Genomic DNA, 23,561 nt, shown 5'->3' with positions numbered 1-23,561 from the left:
ACCGATATTCCATTTTTCGGGCAATTGATGAACAATCCTGATCAAAATGCCGATACCTGAAGTCATTGAAATATAGCAACTTTTGTGCTATATATTACAATTTTTGTATTACCAATTTGCATAATGGTCTGAAATTCAGTATAATTATAGTAACGTTTTGTAAAGGAGCAGTTGCTATAATGCTCAAATTCTAAGTAAATCTATGTTTTTCATGACATTTCATTTGATTGAAACATAGTTTACTTATATGACCAGATAGCGAGCCTCTCTCTCACATGCGGATGCGGTCGCTTTGTCAACTGACTCTAAACCGCCGCGAAAGCATCGGATACGGAACGTTACAATGGTATTACGATCACACAAAATAGCATTGCGTGCGATAGATAAACATCACGCATGGTTCGCGCAACAGGGCAGTTTCATAGCGGACCGTGATGTCAATGCTGCGATAAATCTAAGAACCTTCGCCATCGGTTGGTGGAGAGGTTAAACGCCTGATGGCGTCCGTGTAAGCCCTTATAGACGGAGGCAGTGGACGTTGAAGCAGGAACACTATTAAGATATGTCCATTTTTGTGTAGATATATCACGTTTCGAAGGAACAGGCGTAGATTATTTGCTACGTTTTCTAACTTCCACTTATTTTAATTTTTTATAAACAGTTGTACAGTTGTGTTAATTTGTCACCAGTTGTGAAATCAGTAGTGAAAATCTGGCGTTTATGCCAAAATCATAAGGAAAATTGTATGTCTGATAAAAATCACATTAAGCCGATTGTTTTCGTACTCAGCATGGTTATAGGAATTTTGCTGTGCACGTTTACAACGGTTATAGCCGATCAACACGCCGAAACAGAAGAAGAAGCAGAAACGACGACCGAGGCAGAAGCAACTGAAGAAGCATCCGAAGGGGATGCGCCTGTCCGGCTTGAAAGTCTTGTTGTGGTTGGGACGCGTGCGCAACCGCGTTCCGTCTTGGATTCAGCGGTACCGATCGATATTGTGTCAAACGAGGCCTTTGAAAAGCAGGGTGGCGCGGATCTGCCGGATTTGCTGAGAACTTTGGTGCCATCTTATAACGTCAATACGCAGCCGATTAGTGATGCGTCAACAGTGGTCCGTCCGGCGAATTTACGAGGGCTTGCTCCAGACCATACGCTGGTGCTGGTCAATAACAAGCGGCGACACCGTGCCGCAGTGATTCACTGGCTCGGAAATGGTCTGTCTGATGGCTCACAGGGACCTGACCTGGCACCTATTCCCGCAATTGCGCTGCAACAGGTAGAGGTCCTCCGTGATGGCGCATCGGCACAATACGGTTCTGATGCCATTGCTGGTGTGATGAATTTTCGGTTGAAAGACAACTATGAAGGCGGTTCATTTGAATTTAAACCCGGTATCTACCAATACGGCGACGGTAGGCAATTTGCGCTCGCTGGTAACATCGGTTTAGGGAATCCAGACGCGTGGACTAGCCTCAGTTTTGAATACGGTGGTGCAGATCCGACCATCCGGTCTGTGCAACGTACTGATGCTATAAACTTGATTAAAGCAGGCAATTTCCGTGTGAAAGACCCGGCGCAAATTTGGGGGCAGCCGATTATAGAGAATGATGTCAAATTGTTTGCCAACTACGGTGCCACCCTCACAGATACCATCAAGTTCTATGGGCATGCCAACTACGCACGAAAGCGCGTTGAAGGTGGGTTCTATTTCCGAAACCCAAATACTCGCAACGGCGTGTTTAGCCCAAGCGGGAAGGATGATACGTTGCTCGTCGGGGATCTGCGGGGTTTGTCAGCCGAGATGGCGGATTGGGAAACCCGAAAGGCGGCAGCGGAGGCCGCCGGTGAGGAGTTTACCGAACTCTCGCCTCACGACGCTGACGATATCCCGATAGTCAACAATGTTCCTGATCCTGAACGGTTGCAAGCCGTCAGGAATGACCCGAATCTATTCAATTTCCAAGAGATGTTCCCAGGCGGATTCACCCCCAGATTTGGGGCATTCATGTGGGATAGTTCCGTCGTCGTTGGCGTTAAAGGCACCGCGCTCAAAGATACATTGGGTAAGGACTTAACGTGGGATCTGAGCGGCTCTTTTGGACGGAACCATGCTGATTTCTTTATCTTCAATACGGTTAATGCTTCGCTCGGTCCAGATACACCGACCTATTTTGATCCGGGCGACTATATCCAGACGGATTATAACCTCAACTTTGATGTAACCTATCCGCTCAGCGACATGGTGTTCCTCGCTTCTGGTTTGGAATATCGGGACGAAGGATTTGAAATCATAGAGGGCGAACGCGAGTCTCATCAGATCGGGCCCCTCGCAGCGCAAGGTTTCACGGCTGCCTCCAACGGATTTTCGGGGTTCAGCCCAGTTGCGGCAGGCAAGTGGTACCGTTCCAACGTCGCGATGTATCTGGAAACTGAAATCAGACCGATTGATCCGCTCCTGATCGCACTTGCTGTGCGCGGTGAACAATTTGAGATTTTCGGTAGCACCCTGAACTACAAAGCCGCCGCAAACTACAAGGTTACGGAAACGATGCGGTTGCGGGGCAGCTATAGTACCGGGTTCCGCGCACCGACACCCGGACAGCAAAATACGTTCAACATTACCACTGAATACGATTTTGAGCAGGGTGATCTCGTTAATAAAGGAACAATTCCTTCCACCAACCCCGCTGTTGGTGTTGTGACAGGCAAGGAAGATAATTTCCTTAACCCGGAAAAATCAAATAACTTCACAGGTGGATTTACCGTCGATATTCTGGGGGTAAATTTCACGATGGACTTTTTTGATATTCGGCTGAAAGAGCGGTTATCGGTGTCACAACACTTTGCATTGAGCGACTCGCAGAAGGCGCAGCTCATCGCTGAAGGTGTAACCAGCGCGGCGAATCTGGAAACATTCCAGTTCTTTACCAATGACTTCAGTACCACAACTCAAGGTGTTGATGCTGTCGTTACGGCACCAATACCGAACGGTACGGTCGTTGCCGTGTATAACTTCACGAACACCACAGTTACCGATCACAACCCGGACACGCTGAACGAGGAACGCATCAGGGAACTGCAAGAGAATTTACCCGCACACCGTGCCAGCCTGACTGGCGTTTACTCCATAACGGATGCGTGGGGAGTGCTCGGACGCGCCAGTTATTTCAGCGGTTGGTTCGATTCTGAAGATTACTTACAGAATCCAAAGGTGGCAGGGACTGGCGAATACACTGGAAGGGTTATTTTCGACTTAGAAACCAGTTACACCGTAGGGGCGGGATTGACGCTCACACTCGGTGGAAGAAATATCCTGAATACCTTTCCCGATGAAAATCCGAATGCTGCTGGTTCTGTCGGCAACAAATATGGGCAATTCAGTCCGTTCGGTTTTGATGGGGCGTTCTGGTATGCCAAGGTCGGATACAGTTTCTAAAACCTCTCTTATGAAGGTTTTAAATGGACTTCTCACGATAGGCGCGGTTAAAAAACCGCGCCTATTCCATTCATAAAGTTTATATTATAATGCATTCATATTATAGTGAGTTATTAAGTAAATCCTGTTTTAGATAAGGGTGTCTTTTACCTAAATAATGAAGGAGTTTCATTTATGAAAGTCGCACTTGATTTTAAAACGGTGCTGTTTCTGATGCATGTTGTTTTAATTATTTTTATAGGTTTAGCATCTACGACAGTAGCACAAGAAACTGAAGAGGAATCAAGCGAAGCAACACCTGAACAAGAGGTTATAACGCTTGAGGGTGTAGTTGTGGTCGGGACGCGGGCGAAACCGCGTTCGGTGCTTGAATCTGCTGTCCCGATTGATGTTTTACCGAGTGATGATTTCGTGAAACAAGGAAATACGGATTTGCCAGACCTGTTGAGAAACTTAGTGCCATCTTACAACGTTAATGCCCAACCCATTGCCGATGCAGCCACTGTCGTCCGTCCAGCGAACCTACGCGGATTAGCACCAGATCACACCTTACTGCTCGTTAATGGTAAACGGCGACACCGCGCCTCCGTGATTGCTTGGCTCGGAAACGGATTGTCTGATGGGGCACAGGGGGCTGATCTCTCGCCTATCCCATCCATCGCGCTGAAACAAGTGGAGGTGCTACGTGATGGCGCATCCGCACAATACGGTTCTGATGCAATTGCAGGGGTCCTGAATCTGCAGCTCAAAGACAGTTACGAAGGCGGTTCTTTTGAAATCAAACCCGGTATTTTCCAAGTTGGCGATGGTTTCACATATTCTCTGGCAGGTAATATCGGTTTGGGGCGCGAAGAGCTCTGGACGAATCTCAGTTTAGAATACGGGGGCATGAACGAGACAGACCGTTCGGTACAACGCGATGATGCCGCCGCACTTATCAGTGTCGGAAATACCGATGTTGCTGACCCAGCTCAACCGTGGGGACACCCTATTATTAGAAATGACATCAAACTTTTTGCAAACTACGGGGCAAGTATGACCGATAATATTAAGTTCTATGGTCATGCGAACTATGCACAGAAGGAAGTTGAAGGCGGTTTCTACTTCCGAAATCCCAATACCCGACCCGCCGTGTTTAGTAATGATGATGGGGAAACCTTGCTGGTTGGACGGTTATCGGGCACAGGTGAAGTGCCTGTAGTCAAAATAACCAACAATGTCCCTGATCCGGTTGCCTTACAACAAGTTGTCTCTGACCCAAATCTTTTCACGTTCCAAGAACTTTTTCCCGGTGGGTTTACGCCCCGCTTCGGTGCTGATACCCAAGATGCTTCGCTCCTTGTTGGACTGAAAGGAACCTTCGCGGCAGACTTAGGGTGGGATTTGAGTGCTTCCTATGGACGACACGCCTCCGATTTCTTTATCAGGAATACCGTCAATGCCTCACTTGGACCGGACACACCGACTGAATTTGATCCGGGTGATTACATTCAAGCGGATACTAACATTAATCTCGACCTGACCTATCCGCTGCATGACATGCTGTTCCTCGCCTCGGGGCTGGAATATCGAACAGAAACCTTTGAGATTGTACAGGGACAGATTGAGTCTTGGGAAATTGGTCCATTGGCAAGTCAAGGATTTAGTTCTGGCTCTAATGGATTCCCCGGTTTCAGTGATATTGCTGAGGGCAGCTGGACCCGGTCTAACTTCGCAGGCTATTTGGAAAGCCAGTTAAGCCTTTTGAACTTTTGGACGGTTAGTGCTGCTGTCCGTGGTGAATACTTTGATGATTTTGGAAGCACAATCAACTATAAAATAGCAACGAACTACGGCATCACCGATACGCTCAAAGAAGTGGTTTCGCTTGATCCGATTGTTGACCTAAGGGTACGTGGCGGTTATAGCACCGGTTTCAGAGCACCGACACCCGGGCAGCAGAATGCCTTTAACGTCACAACGGAATTCGGTGAAAACAATACCTTAGTCAATAAAGGGACGATTCCTTCTACACACGCTGCTGCAGGTTTGGTCGGTGGTAAGGCACTTGAACCGGAAAAGTCAAAGAATTTCACGGTTGGAACGGTTGTCAGCCATGCTATTGCGAGTATTACCTTTGACTATTTCAACATTAAGGTCGAGGATCGGTTAGCACCGTCGAAAGACTTCCAGCGAGGCACGGATATTACTGAAGCACAGATTCAGCAGCTCGTGGCTGAAGGGATTACCAGTGCCGGAAATTTGCAGGAATTCCGATTCTTTACCAATGAATTTGAAACAAGCACGCAAGGTTTTGATGTGATTCTTACAGCACCCCTACTGGACGGAGCACTGAGTTTTGCTTATAACTACACGGCAACCACGGTAACCAAACGCAATCCTGATATCCTTGACGACACACGGGTTCGGCTATTAGAGGAAGGAGTTCCGCACCATCGCGGTAATGTAACGCTGACACAGGGTATTGGTGATAGTTTGGGAGTATTGGGACGGGTTAATTACTACGGTCCATGGTACGAGAGTGCTGTTGGGGCACAAACCTATAGTGGCGCGTTTTTAGTGGATATTGAAGTGAGTTATGCACTCATCGAAAACTTGGGGATCACAGTAGGTGTGAATAATGTCCTCAACGTTGAACCGGATAATATTACTTCGGCTGAGGGACCTGACGTGCCTTTTGATATTAAAGAGTTTCCTGCCAGAATCGTTGGGAGACCTTTCGGTGAGTATAGCCCTTATGGGTTTGGCGGCGCGTTCTGGTACACCAAAGTTGGTTATCGTTTTTAGGAACCGTGTGATTACTCGTTCGCGTGAGGAAGCGGTTTCCAGCGGCTTCCGAACATGAAAAGGGGTTTTATGTTATTTCAACAGAATAGGGCAACGCTCAGATGTATAGCGATTTTCGGAGTTCTTACCTCATTTTTTTTAAGTTGCAATCGCATTCAAGAAGTCGTTGCCCCGGATGGGATGGAGATCTCTGATAGCGGATCTACAGTCAAAATTGGTTTTATTTATAGTCCACCTGATCCCGGAACAACTCGGAATGGTGCGGAATTAGCAGTTGCCCTCGCAAATGCGGCAGGCGGAATTAACGGACTGCCGATAGAACTTCTCGTTAGAGACGATCAGCGAGATGCATTACGCAGTGTTCAACACGCGGAAGCGTTGATTGCTGCAGGCGTATCAGCAATTGTAGGTCCTGACTACAGCACGGTGGCTGTGGAGGTCGGAGCGGTTGTCCAGCGATACGGCATACCTATGGTGACAACTTACCCAACGAACCCAGATGTGCCTCAAAACGGGAACTTTTCATTTATGGGTGCCTACATTGATCCGTATCAGGCAAGGATAATGGCAGATTTCGCCATACAAGAATTGCAAGCGATGACAGCCGCTGTCCTCACGGAAACAGGGAACCCGTACTCGGAGGGACTATCAACCGCTTTTATTCAGAACTTTACCGCACAGGGCGGGACGATTGCTGTCCACCCGTTTTATGAGACAAGTACCACAGATTTCACCGAACAGTTAATGGCAATTACTGCTGTTGAACCTGCCGTTGATATTATCTTTTTACCAGGCTTGGGCTCCGAATTCCCACTGGCGGTTAAGCAGGCAAGGTCTGAAGCTATAAATATTTCTGCTACTTTTCTCGGTGGAGATGGTTGGGATCGACCCGACTTGGTTGAAATCGGTGGAACCGCACTTGAAGGTAGTTTCTTTGCGAACCATTTTTCACCCGACGGTCAATTGACCGAAGAGGCACGTCAATTTGTTGACGCTTATACCGAAAAATACGGCATCGCACCCGATGGCCCCGCTGCACTCGGATATGACGCTGCTACCATCGTAATTGAGGCGATGCGCAGAACAACTGACCTAACCCCCGCGGCTATTCGAGATCAAATTGAGGCGACTCAGGACTACAGTGGTGCAACAATATTATCCTATTTTGATGAAAATCGGCATGCAATCAAGGGTTTAGTCATTAATACCGTCAAAGATGGAAAGATACAGTTCCATCAATTTGTTAAACCATAATACTTAGCAATTATGTGACGCGAGGGCACTGTGCCTCGCAAATTTCTCGAAAGTGAGGTAAATTATAATGAGCAATCAGAGCAGAGATGCAGAATATACAATGGGGCGTAGTGAGGAAGAGACACAACGCTTAATCGAGCAATCACAACTCTATGACGATGTAACACGCCGTTTTTTCCTCAGAAGCGGGATCGCTAAAGGCATGAAAGTACTTGATGTTGGTAGTGGGGCAGGTGATGTCGCACTCACCCTCGCTGAATTTGTAGGGGCCGAAGGAAACGTCGTCGGTGTGGATATCAACCCAGATATTCTCAAAACGGCACAAGAGCGAGCCGATGCAGCCGGTTTTTCAAACGTTGAATTCATCGCCGGGGATACCCGAACGCTTGAACTTCCAAACGACTTTGATGCCATCGTCGGTAGACTTGTCCTGCTGTATATGGCGGACCCAGCAGAGGCACTTAAAAAGTTGAGCACCCATCTGCGCCCTGGAGGTATTATCGCCTTTCAAGATACTGAACTCGCACTCTACCGGACGGTTATACATCCCGATACACCTTTGATAAATCAGTTGGTTGAATGGGGGCTCACAGTGTTTGAACGTTCAGGCGCACATCTCAACATGGGTATGGAACTCTACCGCGTATTCGTTGATGCAGGTCTGCCTGAGCCTACCTTACACTTTGAGGCGCCCATGGGCGGTCCTGAAGGCTGGCCCGGGTTTGAGTATCTCGCCAACAGTTTTCGGAGCCTCATTCCGCTCATGGAGGCGTATGGCATTGCGACAAGTGAAGAGATAGATATCGACACACTCGCAGATCGGATTCAAGCGGAAGTCACGACCTCAAAGCGACCGCTCCTGTTACCGCCCCACATCACAGCGTATGCCTCCCTACCGATGTGAAAGGGATCGATGTATGGCGAAAGATCACGCGAAGAACTTGCACGCGTTAAATAGCGATGCTACCTATACGTTAGGACGCACCTTCCACGAAACAACCCGCCTCATTGAGCAATCAAGAATCTATGGCGAGTCAACGCACCGGCTTTGCAGACGAGCCGGTATTACAGTCGGAATGCGTGTGCTTGAAATCGGGAGCGGTGCCGGTGATGTCGCACTCATGCTTGCCGAACTTGTCGGACCGACAGGTAAGGTCGTTGGTGTGGATGTCAACGCAGATATTCTTGACACCGCACGCCAACGCGCAATTGATGCAGGTAGGCAGAACGTCGAATTCATCGCAGACGACGCGCGCGCCCTCACATTTCCAGAAAAATTTGATGCGATCGTTGGGCGGTTCGTGTTGATGTATATGGCGGATCCAGCAGAGGCATTCGCTACCTTCATGACGCACTTAAAACCTGGTGGGATCGCCGCATTTCAAGAACCGGAATACACACTCTATCCTACCTTCTTACATCCAGATACGCCGCTTATGAATCAGCTCATCACATGGATTTTGGATGTGTTTGCGCATTCAGGGGCGCATCTCAACATGGGGATTGGACTTTATCAGACTTTTGTAGACACAGGTTTACCACCACCGACGATGCATCTTGAGTCTCCGATCGGTGCCGAAAAAACGTGGGCTGGTTACCGATACATGGCGACTATCTTTCAGAGCCTACTGCCACTCCTCGAAAAGTATGGACTTGCTACTGCAGAACAGGTTGATGTAAATACGTTAGCCGCACGGATTCGGCAGGAGGTTATCGCCTCAAAACGTCCATTCTTTTTACCGCTGCATGTGACGGCATACGCAACACTCCCAACTTAATCAGAACTTGCGTAGTTTTTTCGCTGGTGGCGGAAACCTCGCCAGCACCCATAGGTGTCAATTTTAGAAAAAATAACCGCCAGGGCACCCAGGTCCGGTAGGTTCGGAATGTGATACAAGGAATGGATTTAGTCTATTCCCAGACTAAATCCCCCAACCGAACCGGATACTCCGCGGAAACCTTAAAGACTTCAAAACTCCTTCAGGCGCGTAGGTTGGGTTGAACGCCATTGAGAACTTGGGTATTGATATGCCAAACACACATGAAAGTCAATATCCTGTTCTATCTATTCAACAACGCAGTGAAACCCAACTTTACACGTTCATCGTCCGAGGAGTTTGAAAGTAAAAGCGTTGGGTTTCACTCGGTCCCTGGTGGCTATGGCGTATCTGGAGAAAGTTGTGTTTTTCTATGATTTTAGGGTTTCGGTGGCATCCGTTCAACCCAACCTACGGTGCTGCGGGCAATCTAAACCCTAAATTGATACCTATGCGGGAACCTCGCCAGCACCCAATTAAATTCCTATTGAACCCACTGTATGTGGCTAATTGCTGATTGCTGACTACTGACCGCCGATTGTTGACTCCTGACAACTGAAAACTGAAAACTAATAACCATAAAAAATGTGATTTTTGGTTGATATATGAATCGATATGTGGTATAATTATACAAAGTAATTTTAACGAATAAAATTCCATCTGAGAGGCATAGTCCTTTCGGTACATGCGCATTCAGATGGGGTTTACGCAATTAATCTCTGCTCCCTGCTTTTATGCTAACGGCAGAGGAGCCATCAGTCCGAAGAGAGGCATGAAAATTTGAAACCTTATGAACTCCTGCTTATCATTACGCCTGACCATGATGAAAACGAAGCAGAAGCACTTACTGACCAAGTAAAGGGCATCATCGAAAATGGTGGGACTCTCGTGAAACTTGATCCTTGGGGAAAAAAGCGACTCGCCTATCCGATCCGGAAACGGAGTGAAGGCTATTACGTGCTCTACATTTTTGAGAGCGCACCCGGTTTTGTCGCGGAATTAAACCAGGCTTTACACGTTATTGAAGCGATTCTCCGCTACATGATCGTACAATACGAAGATGATATAGATAAGTTGAAAGCCGAAATTGCCGCCGAGGCGGAGCCGCCAACACCCGAAGCGGAACAACCGACACCTGAAGTAGAGGCATCAACGCCTGATGATGCGGAAGCAGAAGAAGCAACAGATAATGATGCAGCGGCTGAAAATACAGCAGCGTCTGCCTGAAATAAGTATCGCTTGAATTTTAAACAGCGGGCTTTGGGCTTCTAATAAAAAGCACCGAAAGCCTCAAGAGTGTATAAAGAGGAGAAACCATGGCAAGTTACAACAAGGTCATCTTAATGGGAAACCTGACTCGCGACCCTGAAGTGAAATTCCTGCCGAGCGGGACAGCCGTCGCGAATTTTGGGTTGGCTATGAGTGAGCGCTATACGGATCGGCAGTCGGGCGAGCAAAAAGAAAATGTCTGTTTTGTGGATGTGGAAGCCTGGGATAGGCAAGCTGAACTTGTAGGCGAATATTTCAAAAAAGGTAGCCCAATTTTCATAGAAGGGTCTCTTAAATTTGATTCTTGGGAAGCCGAAGATGGCACCAAGCGGAATCGACTCAAAGTCAGACTTATGCGGTTCCAATTTGTTGGGCGGCGTGATGAAGATGAAATGGGCGGTGGTTACGCGAATGCCCAACCCGCAGCAGCACCAACACAAGCCGAATCTTATCAGGATGCCCCGGCACCTGAAGCGAGCAGCGCACCTTCCTCAACAGATGATGACATCCCGTTTTAAATATGGCTATCAGCCGTCGGCGATCAGTCATCAGTCTATTTAACCATCGGTTCTCTATCAGCAAATACCGCGTTGACGACGCCATCTTTGCTGACTGCTGATTGCTGACCACTGACGGCTATACTAAAAAAAGGAATAGAATTGATATGGCATTCCGTCGCAGACAGCGCTATCACAAAATTGAATCTTTTGACTACAAAGATGTGGATACGCTGCGAAAATTTATTAACGAACGTGGGAAAATTGTAAGTCGCCGGGTCACAGGGTTGTCAGCGAAGCAACAGCGAATGGTGACCCGTGCAGTGAAGCGCGCACGTAATATGGCACTCTTGCCATTTACACGATAGAAGTAGGGACAAATACAGATAATTGGTTCCCCTACAAATAGGGCTGTTTAGTTTTCTATTTTATTTGGCTTTCGGGTAATCAAATCCGGTAGGTGTGGTTTCCTAACCGCACCGGATCGAAAAAAGAAGACATGAAACCCGATAATTTCTTAAAACTAAATGACTCTACCTACAAAAGGGACTTTAGGTTTTTAATTATGGAAGTGATTCTAAAGAAAAGTGTTGAAGGACTCGGTGCACCGGGCGATGTGTTGAAAGTCGCCGATGGGTACGCACGGAACTACCTACTGCCGATGCAGTTGGCGGTGCATGCAACAGAGCGGAACCGTCGCTATCTTGAACACCAGAAACGAGTCATTGATCATCAAGAAGCGAAAGATAAAGAAGTCGCACGGGAAATCGCAGCACAGATTACTGGCGTTACGTGCACACTCAAAAGACGGGCTGGCGAAAATGATCGACTCTTCGGGTCTGTTACCTCTATGGATGTCGCAGAGGCTTTAAGGACTGAAGGGCTTGAATTAGAACGCCGATTCCTCGAACTCGCAGAACCGATCCGTGAACTCGGTGTCTTCATGGTACCAGTCAAATTGCATACAGATGTCGTTGTTGAACTCCGCGTTGTTGTTGAACGTGAGGCGTAATTATGCAGGCACAAGCAGTTGACGCCCTCTCTGACAAGGAAGCTGAACAAGCCGTACTTGGGGCTATGATGACTGAGAAGTCTGTTATCCCACGGGTAATTGCACTGCTTGGGCACACCTCTGATGCATTTTTTACGACTGACCATCAACTTATCTACGGAGCTATCCTTGCCGTATATGAGCGCGTTAGCAACGCTGATCCGCTTCTCGTCGCTGATGAATTGAAACGCACGAATCAGATCAATCGGACGGGCGGTGCAGGCTATCTGTATGAACTCCAAGCACCGATTGTCGAAACAGAGAGCACAGAGTTTTATGCCGATATTCTGCATGAAAAGGCGACGCGACGCCAACTCATCCAAGCAGGGTCCGTAATTCGAGATCTGGCACAAGACGAGAGCATAGAACTCGCTGAGGTACTCAACCAATCTCAAGAATCAGTCTTTGAACTCGGACAAACTGATGCTCAGCGCGGATTTCAGCCTATTAATCCACTCGTCACGACCAGTATTGATGCAATTGAAAAATTATTTCACAAGCAAGAACGGTTCTTAGGTGTTCCCACCGGGTTTATGGATTTCGATCACATGACATCCGGGTTGCAGCCTGGCAACTTTATCATTATTGCTGCGCGCCCGAGCATGGGAAAAACCACTTTGGTCCTGAATATGGCGCAGAATATCGCAATTGACCAGGAACGTCCGGTTGCCGTTTTTAGTTTGGAGATGCCCGCACAGGATATCGTCATGCGGATGCTATCTGCTGAATCGCGTATTGATTTTGGACGACTCCGAACCGGTAATTTTAGCGAGGATTATTGGCGACCCCTGACAGAAGCTGCGAGCCGATTATCTGAAGCACCTATTCTCATTAATGACAACCGAGGCCTTACCGTTCAAAGTCTACGTGCCGAAGGACGACGACTTAAAGGTGAACACGGGGACCTTGCACTTATTATCGTTGACTATTTGCAACTGCTCAGAGGGACAGGCAGGTACAATCAGCGTGAACAGGAAATCTCCGAAATATCACGTGCTTTGAAGGTCCTCGCATGGGAACTCAACGTCCCTATCGTTGCTTGCTCACAGTTGAGCCGTGAAGTGGAACGCCGCCCGGATAAACAACCCCAACTTTCAGATTTACGCGAATCCGGCGCAATTGAACAGGATGCCGATCTCGTTGCTTTTTTATACAGAGAAGATTATTACGAAGATGAAGATGCTGGTGACCGTGTTGAAGCAAACCTGATGATTAAAAAACAGCGTAACGGACCGACCGGAACTGTCGTTCTCTATTTTACTAAAAAGCAGATGCGGTTTGAAAACCCAAGTTAAACAGAAACATGAATCAGCAATCCGCTACGCGCGAAGCCTCCGGTCGGTTTCGGGCCCACCCAATATTAAGAAATATCAAAATTCGGTCGCACAATGTGCTTTCCGAAATAGGGCAAGCCTTTACGCTCTTTTTTCAAACACTTTTTCAAATTTTCCGTCCTCCCTTACAGTTCGATCTACTCGTGAAGCAGTTGTTGTTGATCGGTTTTAACTCTTTGGCTGTTGTTATGGTTTCAGGGTTTTTCACGGGGATGGTCTTAGGCGTTCAGGGATACATTCAACTCAAACCCTATGCCGTGGAAGGATCCGTCGCAAGATTCGTCTGCGTTTCGATCGTCAAAGAACTCGGACCGATGATTACTGCTTTCGTGCTCGCTGGACGTATCGGAGCCTCAATTACCGCTGAACTTTCAACGATGAAGGTTACCGAACAGATCGACGCGCTTGAAGTGATGGGAACAAATCCAGTTAAATATTTGGTCGTCCCGCGTTTTCTTGCATGTTCTATTATGCTACCCACGTTGACTATCTTTTCAACCTTCGCAGGTATTGCTGGCGGGTTTATTGCTGTTGTTACCTTCTTTGATGTCAACGGCTACTTTTTTCTTTTGGAGGCTCAAAAAAACCTCTATGTCGGTAGTGTGCTCATTAGTTTAATTAAGGCTACCTCCTTCGGTATGGCGATCGCGGCAGTGGGCTGCTACAAGGGATTTAGCATCTCCACCGCTGGCGGTGCTGAAGGGGTCGGCATTGCTACAACCGGATCCGCTGTTATTTCGCTGATCACTATTCTTATTTTAGACTTCGTCTTAAACCACATCCTCTTTAACATCTTGGGATTGATATAATTGGCGGCGTTCAAGGCGGACTTCACGCGCTACCAGACGATCAACCCTACCGGATGAACTGATCCTTCTATCACGCCTTGCACTCAGAAAGTATGATTTCAGTTAGAAATATTACCAAAAATTTTGGTGAGAAGAATGTTCTAAACGGATTGAACCTTGAGATTCCACGCGGCGAAACCCTTGTCATTATGGGACGGAGTGGGTCTGGTAAGAGCATCCTACTGAAAATTATCACCGGACTAATTTCTCCGGATTCTGGTGAAATTTGGTTTGATGGCACAGAAATCTCAAAACTGAAAACCAAAAAAATAAATATCCTCCGCCAAAAAATTGGGATGTTATTCCAGTCCGCTGCCTTGTTTGATTCGATGACTGTCGCTGAAAACGTTGCCTTTATGCTTGATCAGCATACAGACTACAGCAAACAGGAGATGCGGAAAATAGTTGATGAAAAACTTGCACTTGTAGATTTAGAAGGTGTTCAAGATTTACGCCCCGCGGAATTGAGCGGCGGCATGCGGAAACGGGTCGGACTCGCCCGAGCACTCGCTTTTGATCCGGAAGTGATTTTGTACGATGAACCGACGACCGGACTTGACCCAGTTACCTGTACGGAAATTAATCAACTCATCTGCGATTTACACGAACGCCTGCAAGTCACCTCTGTTGTCGTCACACACGATATGCACAGTGCCTTTAGCGTTGCAACGCGAATGGCTATGATTCATGAAGGCAAGCAGGTCGCTTATGGGAATCCTGACGAAATTATCAACGTTGATAATCCGATTGTGCAACAATTTGTCTTATTTGGGGCACCCGACCAAATCCTCAACATGGAGAACCCTATTTTGAAAGAGTATCTCGGGAGGTAACATGAATTTCTGGACTGCGTCTGTAAAAGTCGGTGTAATGGTTCTAATCGCAATCATTTTATTGACCGTTCTTCTTATAAATGCCGAAAATTGGCCCTGGGCAGCCGCTGGCGATGAATTAACTTTCCAATTCCGATCTGTCAACGGGCTTTATGTCGGCGCAGGGGTCTACCTATCCGGTGTGTCGATCGGTAAAGTGACGGCTATTGAACTCCGTCCCGATACCAATGATGTCCATATCAGAGCGAAAGTCAAAAATGGATTTAAATGGTTGCGGGAAGACTGCGGGGCAAGGATTTCGATGAATGGCTTCGTCGGGGAGGTTTACATCGCACTTGACAATGGACCCATTGGGTATCCACCCTTGAAACCCGCGAATCTGCCGATTGTTGGAAAAGATCCTGTTAATGCCTTAGAACTCCTTGAGCAGACAAGTGCAGGCATGACACAGGCGATTGAACTCACGACCGCTGCTAATGAAGTCCTGCAAGCCAACCAGGAAGCGATCCAACTCGCTATTAAAGAAATTCGACAAGTGGTTGCCCTCACCGGAAAAACCATTGAGAAATTAAGTGTTGACTCTGGAGAAACAGTCAAAACTTTAACACAACTTGCATTGGAAAACGATAAACGCTTTCAAGAAACCCTTGTAAAGGTCAACAATCTTATTACGCAGTTGGAAGGCGATTCTCTCATGGTCAGTAGTCATGTGAGTGATATTACGCGCGAAATCTTAAGACTCCTGAACCAAAACTCACCAAAACTGAACACCATTTTTACCGATGTACGCGCAACTACATCCGAATTTCGGCAAATCGCACAGGATTTTCGCTCAGACTTTAGTACGTTAGCCAACCAAGTTTCCACGCTTGTTTCACAAGGCAGCGATGCCATTAAAACCGGGGAAGCCAATATAGCACCAATCTTGGAGAATTTACAAAAGACAACCGACGCAATCAATACATTAGAGACGAATTTCAGCCATCTCCTGACTACACTCAATAAGGGTGAAGGCACTTTTGCGCAGCTGCTTAATTCACCGAAACCGCTTCAAGAAGTTCGAGGCACTTTGCGAAATCTTAATGAGACGATGAACGCTGTAACAGAACTCTCACAACGAACCAATGAACGGATCGGACGTTTTGAATCGCCGCTACAGTTTGGATGGGATTATGAACTCCGATATCTGAGTCTTGAAGAGCGGCTTTACAACGAACTGGCGTTTGTTCTCTCACCACAATCAAAGGCACATTACAGGATTGGTGTCGGTGTTCGGGACGAAACAGTTCGGTTTGAAGTTCAGTATGCACACGATCTAACAGACTACCTTCGCACGCGGGCTGGCTTCATGCGTTCCAGGGTCGGTGTGGGTGTAGATTTCTGGTTGTGGTCCCGACGTTTAGGTTTAAGTGTCGAAGGGGTCGGATTGACAAGTCGTGAACCCGAGTTGAACACAGAAGTCTCACTGCGATTCTTCAGATACGGGCAACTCCTGCTTGGTGCTGAGAATTTAACCGATGCGGATGGAAGACGTTGGACAACCGGATTCCGCTTTTTCAACAGCGAGTGGTAATATGAACAGCGCGAGAAAGGCTTATTTCAAACTTCCGCAGCATTGGAGTGATGGGTAGTATTAAAGATGGCACGAGAAAAACGTAGATTTGTCTGTCAAGAGTGTGGATATATAACGCCAAAGACGCTCGGACGCTGTCCGAGTTGTAAAAGTTGGCAAAGTTTCGCCGAAGAAGTCGAAACCCTCATTACGCCATCAAGACATCGCGGGATCGGACGGGCCTCTCGTGAACCTGAACCGATCTCACAGGTTACGGCGAGTGAGGTAGAACGCCACTTGACAGGAATGTCAGAGTTTGATAGGGTACTTGGTGGTGGCATTGTTCCGGGGGCAGTCGTCCTTATTGGTGGAGATCCTGGGATAGGTAAATCTACCCTATTGCTCCAGGCGAGTGATGCCTTGAGCCGGAATTATGGGGAGGTACTTTATGTTTCCGGCGAGGAGTCTGTGAGTCAGACAAAACTCAGGGCAACTCGACTCGGTGTAAAGTCTGATACACTCTATGTACTGTGTGAAAATGACTTGGAACAGATTGAAAAACATATTGATGCCCGGAAACCGAAGGTCGTCGTCATCGATTCTATCCAAGCCGTCTATTTGACAAGTATTCAATCTGCCCCGGGGAGTGTTACGCAGATTCGTGAGTGTACTGGACATCTCCTAATTTGCGCAAAGAACCGCAATATTCCGATATTTCTTGTCGGACATGTGACAAAGGAGGGGGCAATTGCTGGACCCCGCGTCTTGGAACACATGGTCGATACCGTACTCTATTTTGAAGGCGAAGGGCATCATATCTATCGCGTCCTCCGAGCGATCAAAAATCGATTCGGTTCGACAAACGAAATCGGAATATTTGAAATGCGGAACACTGGACTTGCGGATGTGATGAACCCTTCAGAGATTTTTTTGAGCGATAGGGAAGAACAGGTGTCAGGATCTGTCGTCGTCTCAAGTATGGAAGGGACACGCCCCTTACTCATGGAGGTACAGGCACTCGTGGTACCTACCAACTACGGAAATCCTCGCAATACAGCGACTGGTGTTGACCGACATCGAATCGCACTGCTCATCGCAGTACTCAATAAACGCGTGGGGATTGACGTTGGGGATTCCGATGTCTTTGTTAACATTACTGGTGGATTACGTATTGATGAACCCGGTATAGACCTCGGCGTACTGATGGCTATATCTTCAAGTCATCGGGATATGCCTATAGATCGGCAAACTGTGATGATTGGAGAAGTCGGACTCGGAGGCGAAATTCGACCTGTCACACATGTTGACAGGCGGATCCGAGAAGCCGCAAAATTGGGTTTCAAGCGAGCGGTCTTTCCCGAATACAACCGTAAAGGATTAAATATTGATGACGACATTGAACTTGTCGGTGTTAATGATGTATATGATAGCTTAGCGGCTTTGTTATAATAACCCAAGTTACCTCCTATTGAAATCAGATATAGATTTGTAGTGGATTCCAGAATTAATTGGACACGCTACACCGACGAAATTAGGAATGTTGATCGCATGAATCAACGCCGAGCGCGCATGTTGCTTTACAGTGAGAGTTGGTGGGGCGAGTACGCTGCAAAATCCCGCCTACCCGGAACGAAAATAGTTCTTTATTTTTTTCATCCACTATAGTTTGACTTGGCAATTGAATCTGAGTATACTAAATCTATAATGAGACATAATTAATCTATAAGTACATATTATTAAATTTGTGTCTTAAAGGTGGTAATTTAGGGTATAATATCAATTTGGTGTGAGGAGACCTCAATTCGTCGTAATATAAGAATACCCCGCGACGCATAGCAATTGTTTATACACTATAGCGTTCGCATTTTGCTTTTTTGTTGCAACCTAAGTTGCTCCCTGTAAAAATTGTTACTTTCATCTTGGTTTATTTTTCCGATTATGCTATTATTACCCTATAAAGATGCTATCATTGAATAAATTAAGAAGGAAATGATATTGTCTTTATACGGTTTTAGCAATTGAATCGGCATTTTTTGCTAACGTATAGCAAAAATTGGGAATATATAGACATATTAGAACCTAAATCCTACTTTATTGTAAGTCAGGTTTCCTGTCTCGTCATCAATGCTGTTTCGATAGTTGTATGTTTCAGCGGCTATCTCATAGATACTATTCTCTTCAGCAGCGATTCAAAGACGCGGACCTACAATTTATGTATGAGATGGCTTATACTATAAGTGGGGGCAAGCATTTATGGGGCTTTCTATCGCTTGGGTGAATTATCACCAGTGTCTGTTGAAGACTCCGTATTTTTCTATCTAATGACTGTTATATTAATGGTAAATGTTACAAGGAATCCCATATCTGAGTTGGCAAGGTATCAATTTTTTCAGTTTACGTGCAATTTTTGCACAATATTCTACAATTTTTGCGAATCCCAATAGAGGAGATTTGCAAAAATCTACCAATTCTGCATCAACGGCAGTTTTTTTGAAGAACAGGTACTTCTATTTATCTTGATGAACCAGTATGCATATGGATTTTGGACGCTTGGCAGTAAAGGTATCCTGGGGATTGCGGTGATAATTTTGACGCGAATATTAAGTATTACTGAGTATTGGCATGAAACTTGCTTAAAATAACTCAATGTGTTCGGTTTTAACAATTTCCAAGTTACCCACCCTCAGGGCCTATATATGCTTAGGTCGAACTCACGTTGATACGATTTGTGATTTGTTAGTTTTCATTGAGATTAAACGTAAATGTTATTGAATTGGTGTGCAAAAGGGGCGTCTGCAAATCCGAGAGCAGATGCGTAGGACCCGGGGATCTTGTAAGCGTGGGTAGCAACCGCGACTGCGAGTGATAGGGTATTTGGATAAAGAAAGTAAAGGACAAAAAATGCAAGTTTGGGGGATTCGTCTCTTTTTTATACTCGCAAGCGCAGCGGGTTGTTACATCGTCTACGACAATCCACTATTTACGATTATTGGGTTTGTTGTAGCACTGATCCTTGTTGGCGCAGAATTTTGCCTACATATACCTAATCTGCGTGGTATTGTTGCCAGCGCGATAGGACTCTCTATTGGCCTATTAATTTCCTGTGGTGTATTAAGCCTTTTTTCTCTATCTAATGATAATCTCAAGCTGGTGATTGGCCTCGGTATAGGGTACGCGGGTCTTATAGGTGGCTACCGACTCTCTACATCGGTGAATTTATCCCATGTCTTCGGATCAGATACGTCTAACCGAACTGGCGAATCGCGAGCTGGGAAAGTTACAAATAGCTTAAAAATTTTAGACACAAGTGTTATTATTGATGGTAGAATTCTTGAAATCTGTCAGACAAAATTCATTGAAGGAACGCTTGTTATCCCACGGTTTGTTCTCAATGAATTGCAACATATTGCAGATTCTACAGAGCCCCTTCGCCGAAATAAAGGGCGACGCGGGTTTGATATTCTCCGAGCACTTCAGAATAATCCAGCGATTGTTGTTGAGATCACTGAGGAGGAGGTGCCACATCTACCAGAAGTGGATGCGAAGTTGGTACATCTCGCGCAAAAACGAGATGCCACAATCGTAACTAACGATCTAAATCTCAACAAGGTCGCGGAATTACAAAGTGTGAGGGTGCTTAATATCAATGAATTATCAAATGCTGTGCGTCCTGTCGTGATTGCTGGGGAAGTGATTCAAGTGCTCCTTCTTAAAGAAGGGAAAGAACCGAATCAAGGGGTCGGTTACCTTGATGATGGAACTATGGTCATCGTTGAAGAAGGAAAGCCCTACATCGGGAAAACGCTTAACGTTGAGGTTACGCAGATGCTGCGGACGAGCGCAGGGCAGATGATTTTCACACGGATCGAAGAAGATGAAATGGGCACTGATGAACAGCAAGGTGTGCACTCTTATCCCCGCAGCTGGTAAAGGGAACCGGATGGCACGCTCGCTTAAAAAACCGTACCTAAAATTGGCAAAGAAGCCTATTTTGGCGCATACTATCCAGCGATTTGAGCAAAATACTGCTGTGGATGCGATTTTCGTCATCGTTGACGAAGGTGATTTCAGCGAATGTTGTAAAACCGTGTTGGACCCATATCCCTTTACAAAGGTACAGAAGCTCGTCGCAGGAGGGGAGACTCGACAGAGGTCTGTCTACAACGGGGTACGTGCGCTTTCGGCAGATGTGGATTTTGTTATTGTTCACGACGGGGTACGTCCGTTTGTGACTGACGAAACCATTTTTGCTTGTCTCACCGCCGCGGACGAATGCGGGGCTGCTGTGGCTGCCGTGCCAGTCAAAGATACGATCAAAGTCGCCGACGAGAACTGTTTTATTACTGAAACGCCAGATCGGGAAAGACTCTGGGCAGTGCAAACACCTCAGGTCTTTCGGAAAACTTTATTGCAAGAAGCACATCAGACAGCACGCGAGCAGCAACTCACAGTAACCGATGATGCGGCACTTGTTGAACAACTCGGTTTTCCTGTGCAATTAGTAAAAGGAAGTTACGCGAATTTGAAGATAACCACACCTGTCGATTTGCAAATTGCTGAAGTCTTGGTGTCGGATCCAACACTCTGGTAGGTGTTTCTATTTCGCTCTATTCGGCATGAAGTTGATTAAACGTGAACTTGAAAATAAATCTGTAGGTGTTTTTGCTGGGTGTTTCCCCTCGGTAGAGCGGTAAACATACTAAAAAAACTCATAATTTGGACAGATGTGCCGTTTTTCAAGGCACTCTCTGCGTCAATAGCGGTAGCGAAACCCAACATTCCACTTTTATCAAACTCACGATAAGAAAAATAAAACTGTAGAAGGGAAAATGCGAGTAGGTATCGGTTACGACGTTCATCGGTTGGTCGAAAATCGAAAATTGGTTTTAGGTGGTATTGAGATTCCATATCATTTGGGACTCTTGGGACATTCAGACGCAGATGTCTTGACACATGCAATTGTAGATGCTATACTGGGGGCAGCAGCGCTCGGTGATATCGGCACACATTTTCCAGATACGGATCCCCTTTATGAGGGAATGGATAGCCTCGTTTTCCTACGGGATACCGCTTTGAAAGTGACGGCGTGTGGCTACCAGATCGAAAATATAGACAGCACGATTATCGCACAACGCCCGAAATTGGCACCTTACATTTCAGAAATCCGAAAGCAGCTTGCCAACACACTTGATATTGCCGTGGCGCAGGTAAACATTAAAGCCACAACGGCGGAAGAATTGGGCATTATCGGAGAAGGAAAAGCAATTGTCGCTCATGCTGTTGCCTGTCTTTCCTCGTTGTAGCGGTTTTTTCTAAGCAAGGTCAAGAGGAGTCCAAACCATAAAAAATGGGAATGAAAATCTATAACTCGTTGAGCCGACAGTTAGAGGATTTTGTGCCACTAAATCCTGAGCAGGTGTCGATCTACAGTTGCGGTCCCACTGTTTACGACTACATTCACATGGGAAACGCGCGCACCGCTTTGATAACAGATATTATTCGACGTTATCTCGTGTATAAGGGGTACAACGTCAAACTGGTTCAAAACCTGACAGATATTGATGACAAAATTATCAACCGCGCTGCGGAGTTAGGGGTCAGCGCGAAGCAGCTTGCACACCAGAATGGCGAAGCGTTCTTTGAGGATTCACAACGCCTCGGTATTCAACCCGCGGATGTCCATCCGAAAGCAACTGAACACATCCCCGAGATGATAGATTTGATTCAAATCCTGATTGAGAAGGGCGCGGCTTATGTCATTGACGGGAGCGTCTATTATCGGGTGAATCAGTTCGCTGAGTACGGAAAACTTTCCAATCGGAAGCCGGAGGATTTGCTCGCTGGCGCGCGCGTTGAAATTGATGAACGCAAAGAGGATCCCCGAGATTTTGATATGTGGAAAGCCGCAAAACCGGGTGAACCCTCGTGGGAGAGCCCATGGGGCAGAGGCAGACCCGGATGGCATATCGAATGCTCTGCCATGGCAATGAAACATCTCGGTGAAACGATTGACATCCACGCCGGTGGAGAGGATTTGCAGTTCCCTCACCATGAAAATGAAATCGCACAGAGCGAATTAGCCACCGGATGCACTTTCGCACGTTATTGGATGCACGTCGCTTTTCTAAAGATTGATGGTAAGCGAATGGGTAAATCGGAACAGAACTTTATCTTACTTCGAGATGCGCTGGACCATTATCCCACCGAAGTCATTCGTCATTTTCTTATTTCCGCACACTACCGCCATCCGCTTGACTACAATCCAGAAAGTTTGACAAAATCAGAAGGCGCACTCAGACGTTTAAACAATTGTTTGGACGCGTTAAAAAACTACAACGCGGACGTTGAAACAAACGAAACGACGGAGGTGCCGCTACAGCACGCTGTTCAGGAGATGAAGTTCGAGTTTACGCAGGCAATGGATACCGACTTCAATACTGCACAAGCACTTGGTGCTATTTTTACCCTTGTCGGCGAGGTTAACAAATCACTCAGCACGTTCGATGAAGCGGCAGCTCCCGCGCTTGCACAAGCATATCAGGCGTTGACCGAAACTTGTCAAGTTCTTGGCATCTATGATGTGGAGCCTCAGAATGACGATAGCGACAACGTCCAGCAACACGATCAGATCATTAACCTTCTCTTGGAAATAAGGCAGGATGCCCGCGATCGAAAAGATTGGGAGACATCCGATAAAATTCGTGACCGACTGAAAGAGTTGAATGTTGAAATCCAAGATACGCCCCAAGGGGCAACCTGGAAATTCTTGGCACGCTCCTAACCGCATCGGTTACATAACGCTCAATCCTTGAGACGGACCCAAAAAGAACATGAAAATCTGTTTAATTCTAAAACCTACCCTAAATAGCCCTCCCAATAA

The 23,561-nt window shown here is 46.6% G+C and carries 19 protein-coding genes; all 19 read left to right on the top strand.

The window, feature by feature from the left end; all coding sequences use genetic code 11:
- Nucleotides 1-343 precede the first annotated feature (343 nt).
- The 19 genes from OXH00_10565 (at nucleotide 344) to cysS (ending at nucleotide 23,462) form a co-directional block, all read left to right on the top strand.
- Nucleotides 344-490, top strand: coding sequence for a hypothetical protein (locus OXH00_10565; GenBank protein ID MCY3741452.1), 147 nt, complete (start codon nucleotides 344-346; stop codon nucleotides 488-490).
- Between the two features lie 255 nt (nucleotides 491-745).
- Nucleotides 746-3,439: a TonB-dependent receptor gene (locus tag OXH00_10560; GenBank protein MCY3741451.1), complete on the top strand. Its 2,694-nt coding sequence runs from the start codon at nucleotides 746-748 to the stop codon at nucleotides 3,437-3,439.
- A 174-nt stretch (nucleotides 3,440-3,613) separates the two neighbouring features.
- On the top strand, nucleotides 3,614-6,226 hold the full coding sequence (locus OXH00_10555; protein MCY3741450.1) for a TonB-dependent receptor: 2,613 nt from the start codon (nucleotides 3,614-3,616) through the stop codon (nucleotides 6,224-6,226).
- A gap of 69 nt (nucleotides 6,227-6,295) precedes the next feature.
- A complete protein-coding gene (locus tag OXH00_10550) occupies nucleotides 6,296-7,480 on the top strand; it encodes an ABC transporter substrate-binding protein (protein ID MCY3741449.1) in 1,185 nt (394 codons plus the stop codon).
- A gap of 67 nt (nucleotides 7,481-7,547) precedes the next feature.
- Nucleotides 7,548-8,384, top strand: coding sequence for a class I SAM-dependent methyltransferase (locus OXH00_10545; protein MCY3741448.1), 837 nt, complete (start codon nucleotides 7,548-7,550; stop codon nucleotides 8,382-8,384).
- A 13-nt stretch (nucleotides 8,385-8,397) separates the two neighbouring features.
- A complete protein-coding gene (locus tag OXH00_10540) occupies nucleotides 8,398-9,258 on the top strand; it encodes a methyltransferase domain-containing protein (GenBank protein ID MCY3741447.1) in 861 nt (286 codons plus the stop codon).
- An 819-nt stretch (nucleotides 9,259-10,077) separates the two neighbouring features.
- Nucleotides 10,078-10,524 (top strand): 30S ribosomal protein S6, encoded by a 447-nt coding sequence (rpsF, locus tag OXH00_10535; protein MCY3741446.1) that lies wholly within the window; start codon nucleotides 10,078-10,080, stop codon nucleotides 10,522-10,524.
- An 89-nt stretch (nucleotides 10,525-10,613) separates the two neighbouring features.
- The gene (gene ssb / locus OXH00_10530; protein ID MCY3741445.1) at nucleotides 10,614-11,084 is read left to right on the top strand and encodes a single-stranded DNA-binding protein; all 471 of its coding nucleotides are present in this window, start codon (nucleotides 10,614-10,616) and stop codon (nucleotides 11,082-11,084) included.
- Between the two features lie 146 nt (nucleotides 11,085-11,230).
- A complete protein-coding gene (gene rpsR / locus OXH00_10525; GenBank protein MCY3741444.1) occupies nucleotides 11,231-11,431 on the top strand; it encodes a 30S ribosomal protein S18 in 201 nt (66 codons plus the stop codon).
- A 197-nt stretch (nucleotides 11,432-11,628) separates the two neighbouring features.
- Complete coding sequence (gene rplI, locus OXH00_10520) at nucleotides 11,629-12,075, top strand: 50S ribosomal protein L9 (GenBank protein MCY3741443.1); 447 nt, start codon at nucleotides 11,629-11,631, stop codon at nucleotides 12,073-12,075.
- A 2-nt stretch (nucleotides 12,076-12,077) separates the two neighbouring features.
- Complete coding sequence (gene dnaB, locus OXH00_10515; GenBank protein MCY3741442.1) at nucleotides 12,078-13,409, top strand: replicative DNA helicase; 1,332 nt, start codon at nucleotides 12,078-12,080, stop codon at nucleotides 13,407-13,409.
- Between the two features lie 95 nt (nucleotides 13,410-13,504).
- Nucleotides 13,505-14,257 (top strand): ABC transporter permease, encoded by a 753-nt coding sequence (locus tag OXH00_10510; protein MCY3741441.1) that lies wholly within the window; start codon nucleotides 13,505-13,507, stop codon nucleotides 14,255-14,257.
- Between the two features lie 92 nt (nucleotides 14,258-14,349).
- A complete protein-coding gene (locus OXH00_10505) occupies nucleotides 14,350-15,129 on the top strand; it encodes an ABC transporter ATP-binding protein (protein MCY3741440.1) in 780 nt (259 codons plus the stop codon).
- A 1-nt stretch (nucleotide 15,130) separates the two neighbouring features.
- Entirely contained in the window at nucleotides 15,131-16,702 is a 1,572-nt protein-coding gene (locus tag OXH00_10500) for an MlaD family protein (protein ID MCY3741439.1), read from the top strand.
- A gap of 66 nt (nucleotides 16,703-16,768) precedes the next feature.
- Nucleotides 16,769-18,130: a DNA repair protein RadA gene (gene radA, locus OXH00_10495; GenBank protein ID MCY3741438.1), complete on the top strand. Its 1,362-nt coding sequence runs from the start codon at nucleotides 16,769-16,771 to the stop codon at nucleotides 18,128-18,130.
- Between the two features lie 1,452 nt (nucleotides 18,131-19,582).
- Nucleotides 19,583-20,611, top strand: a complete 1,029-nt coding sequence (locus OXH00_10490) for a TRAM domain-containing protein (protein MCY3741437.1) — start codon at nucleotides 19,583-19,585, stop codon at nucleotides 20,609-20,611.
- The gene (gene ispD / locus OXH00_10485) at nucleotides 20,571-21,272 is read left to right on the top strand and encodes a 2-C-methyl-D-erythritol 4-phosphate cytidylyltransferase (protein ID MCY3741436.1); all 702 of its coding nucleotides are present in this window, start codon (nucleotides 20,571-20,573) and stop codon (nucleotides 21,270-21,272) included. Before OXH00_10490 ends, ispD begins: the two co-directional genes overlap by 41 nt.
- Before the next feature lie 238 nt (nucleotides 21,273-21,510).
- Nucleotides 21,511-21,984 carry a 2-C-methyl-D-erythritol 2,4-cyclodiphosphate synthase gene (gene ispF, locus OXH00_10480; GenBank protein ID MCY3741435.1) on the top strand — a complete coding sequence of 158 codons (474 nt, stop codon included), beginning with the start codon at nucleotides 21,511-21,513 and terminating at the stop codon, nucleotides 21,982-21,984.
- Nucleotides 21,985-22,034: 50 nt separating this feature from the next.
- Entirely contained in the window at nucleotides 22,035-23,462 is a 1,428-nt protein-coding gene (cysS, locus tag OXH00_10475; protein ID MCY3741434.1) for a cysteine--tRNA ligase, read from the top strand.
- The last annotated feature ends 99 nt before the right edge of the window (nucleotides 23,463-23,561 follow it).

The organism is Candidatus Poribacteria bacterium (assembly GCA_026706025.1).
Taxonomy (GTDB): domain Bacteria; phylum Poribacteria; class WGA-4E; order WGA-4E; family WGA-3G; genus WGA-3G.
The sequence above is the reverse complement of the archived record's forward strand: the minus strand, read 5'-3'. Positions and strand labels throughout refer to the sequence as shown.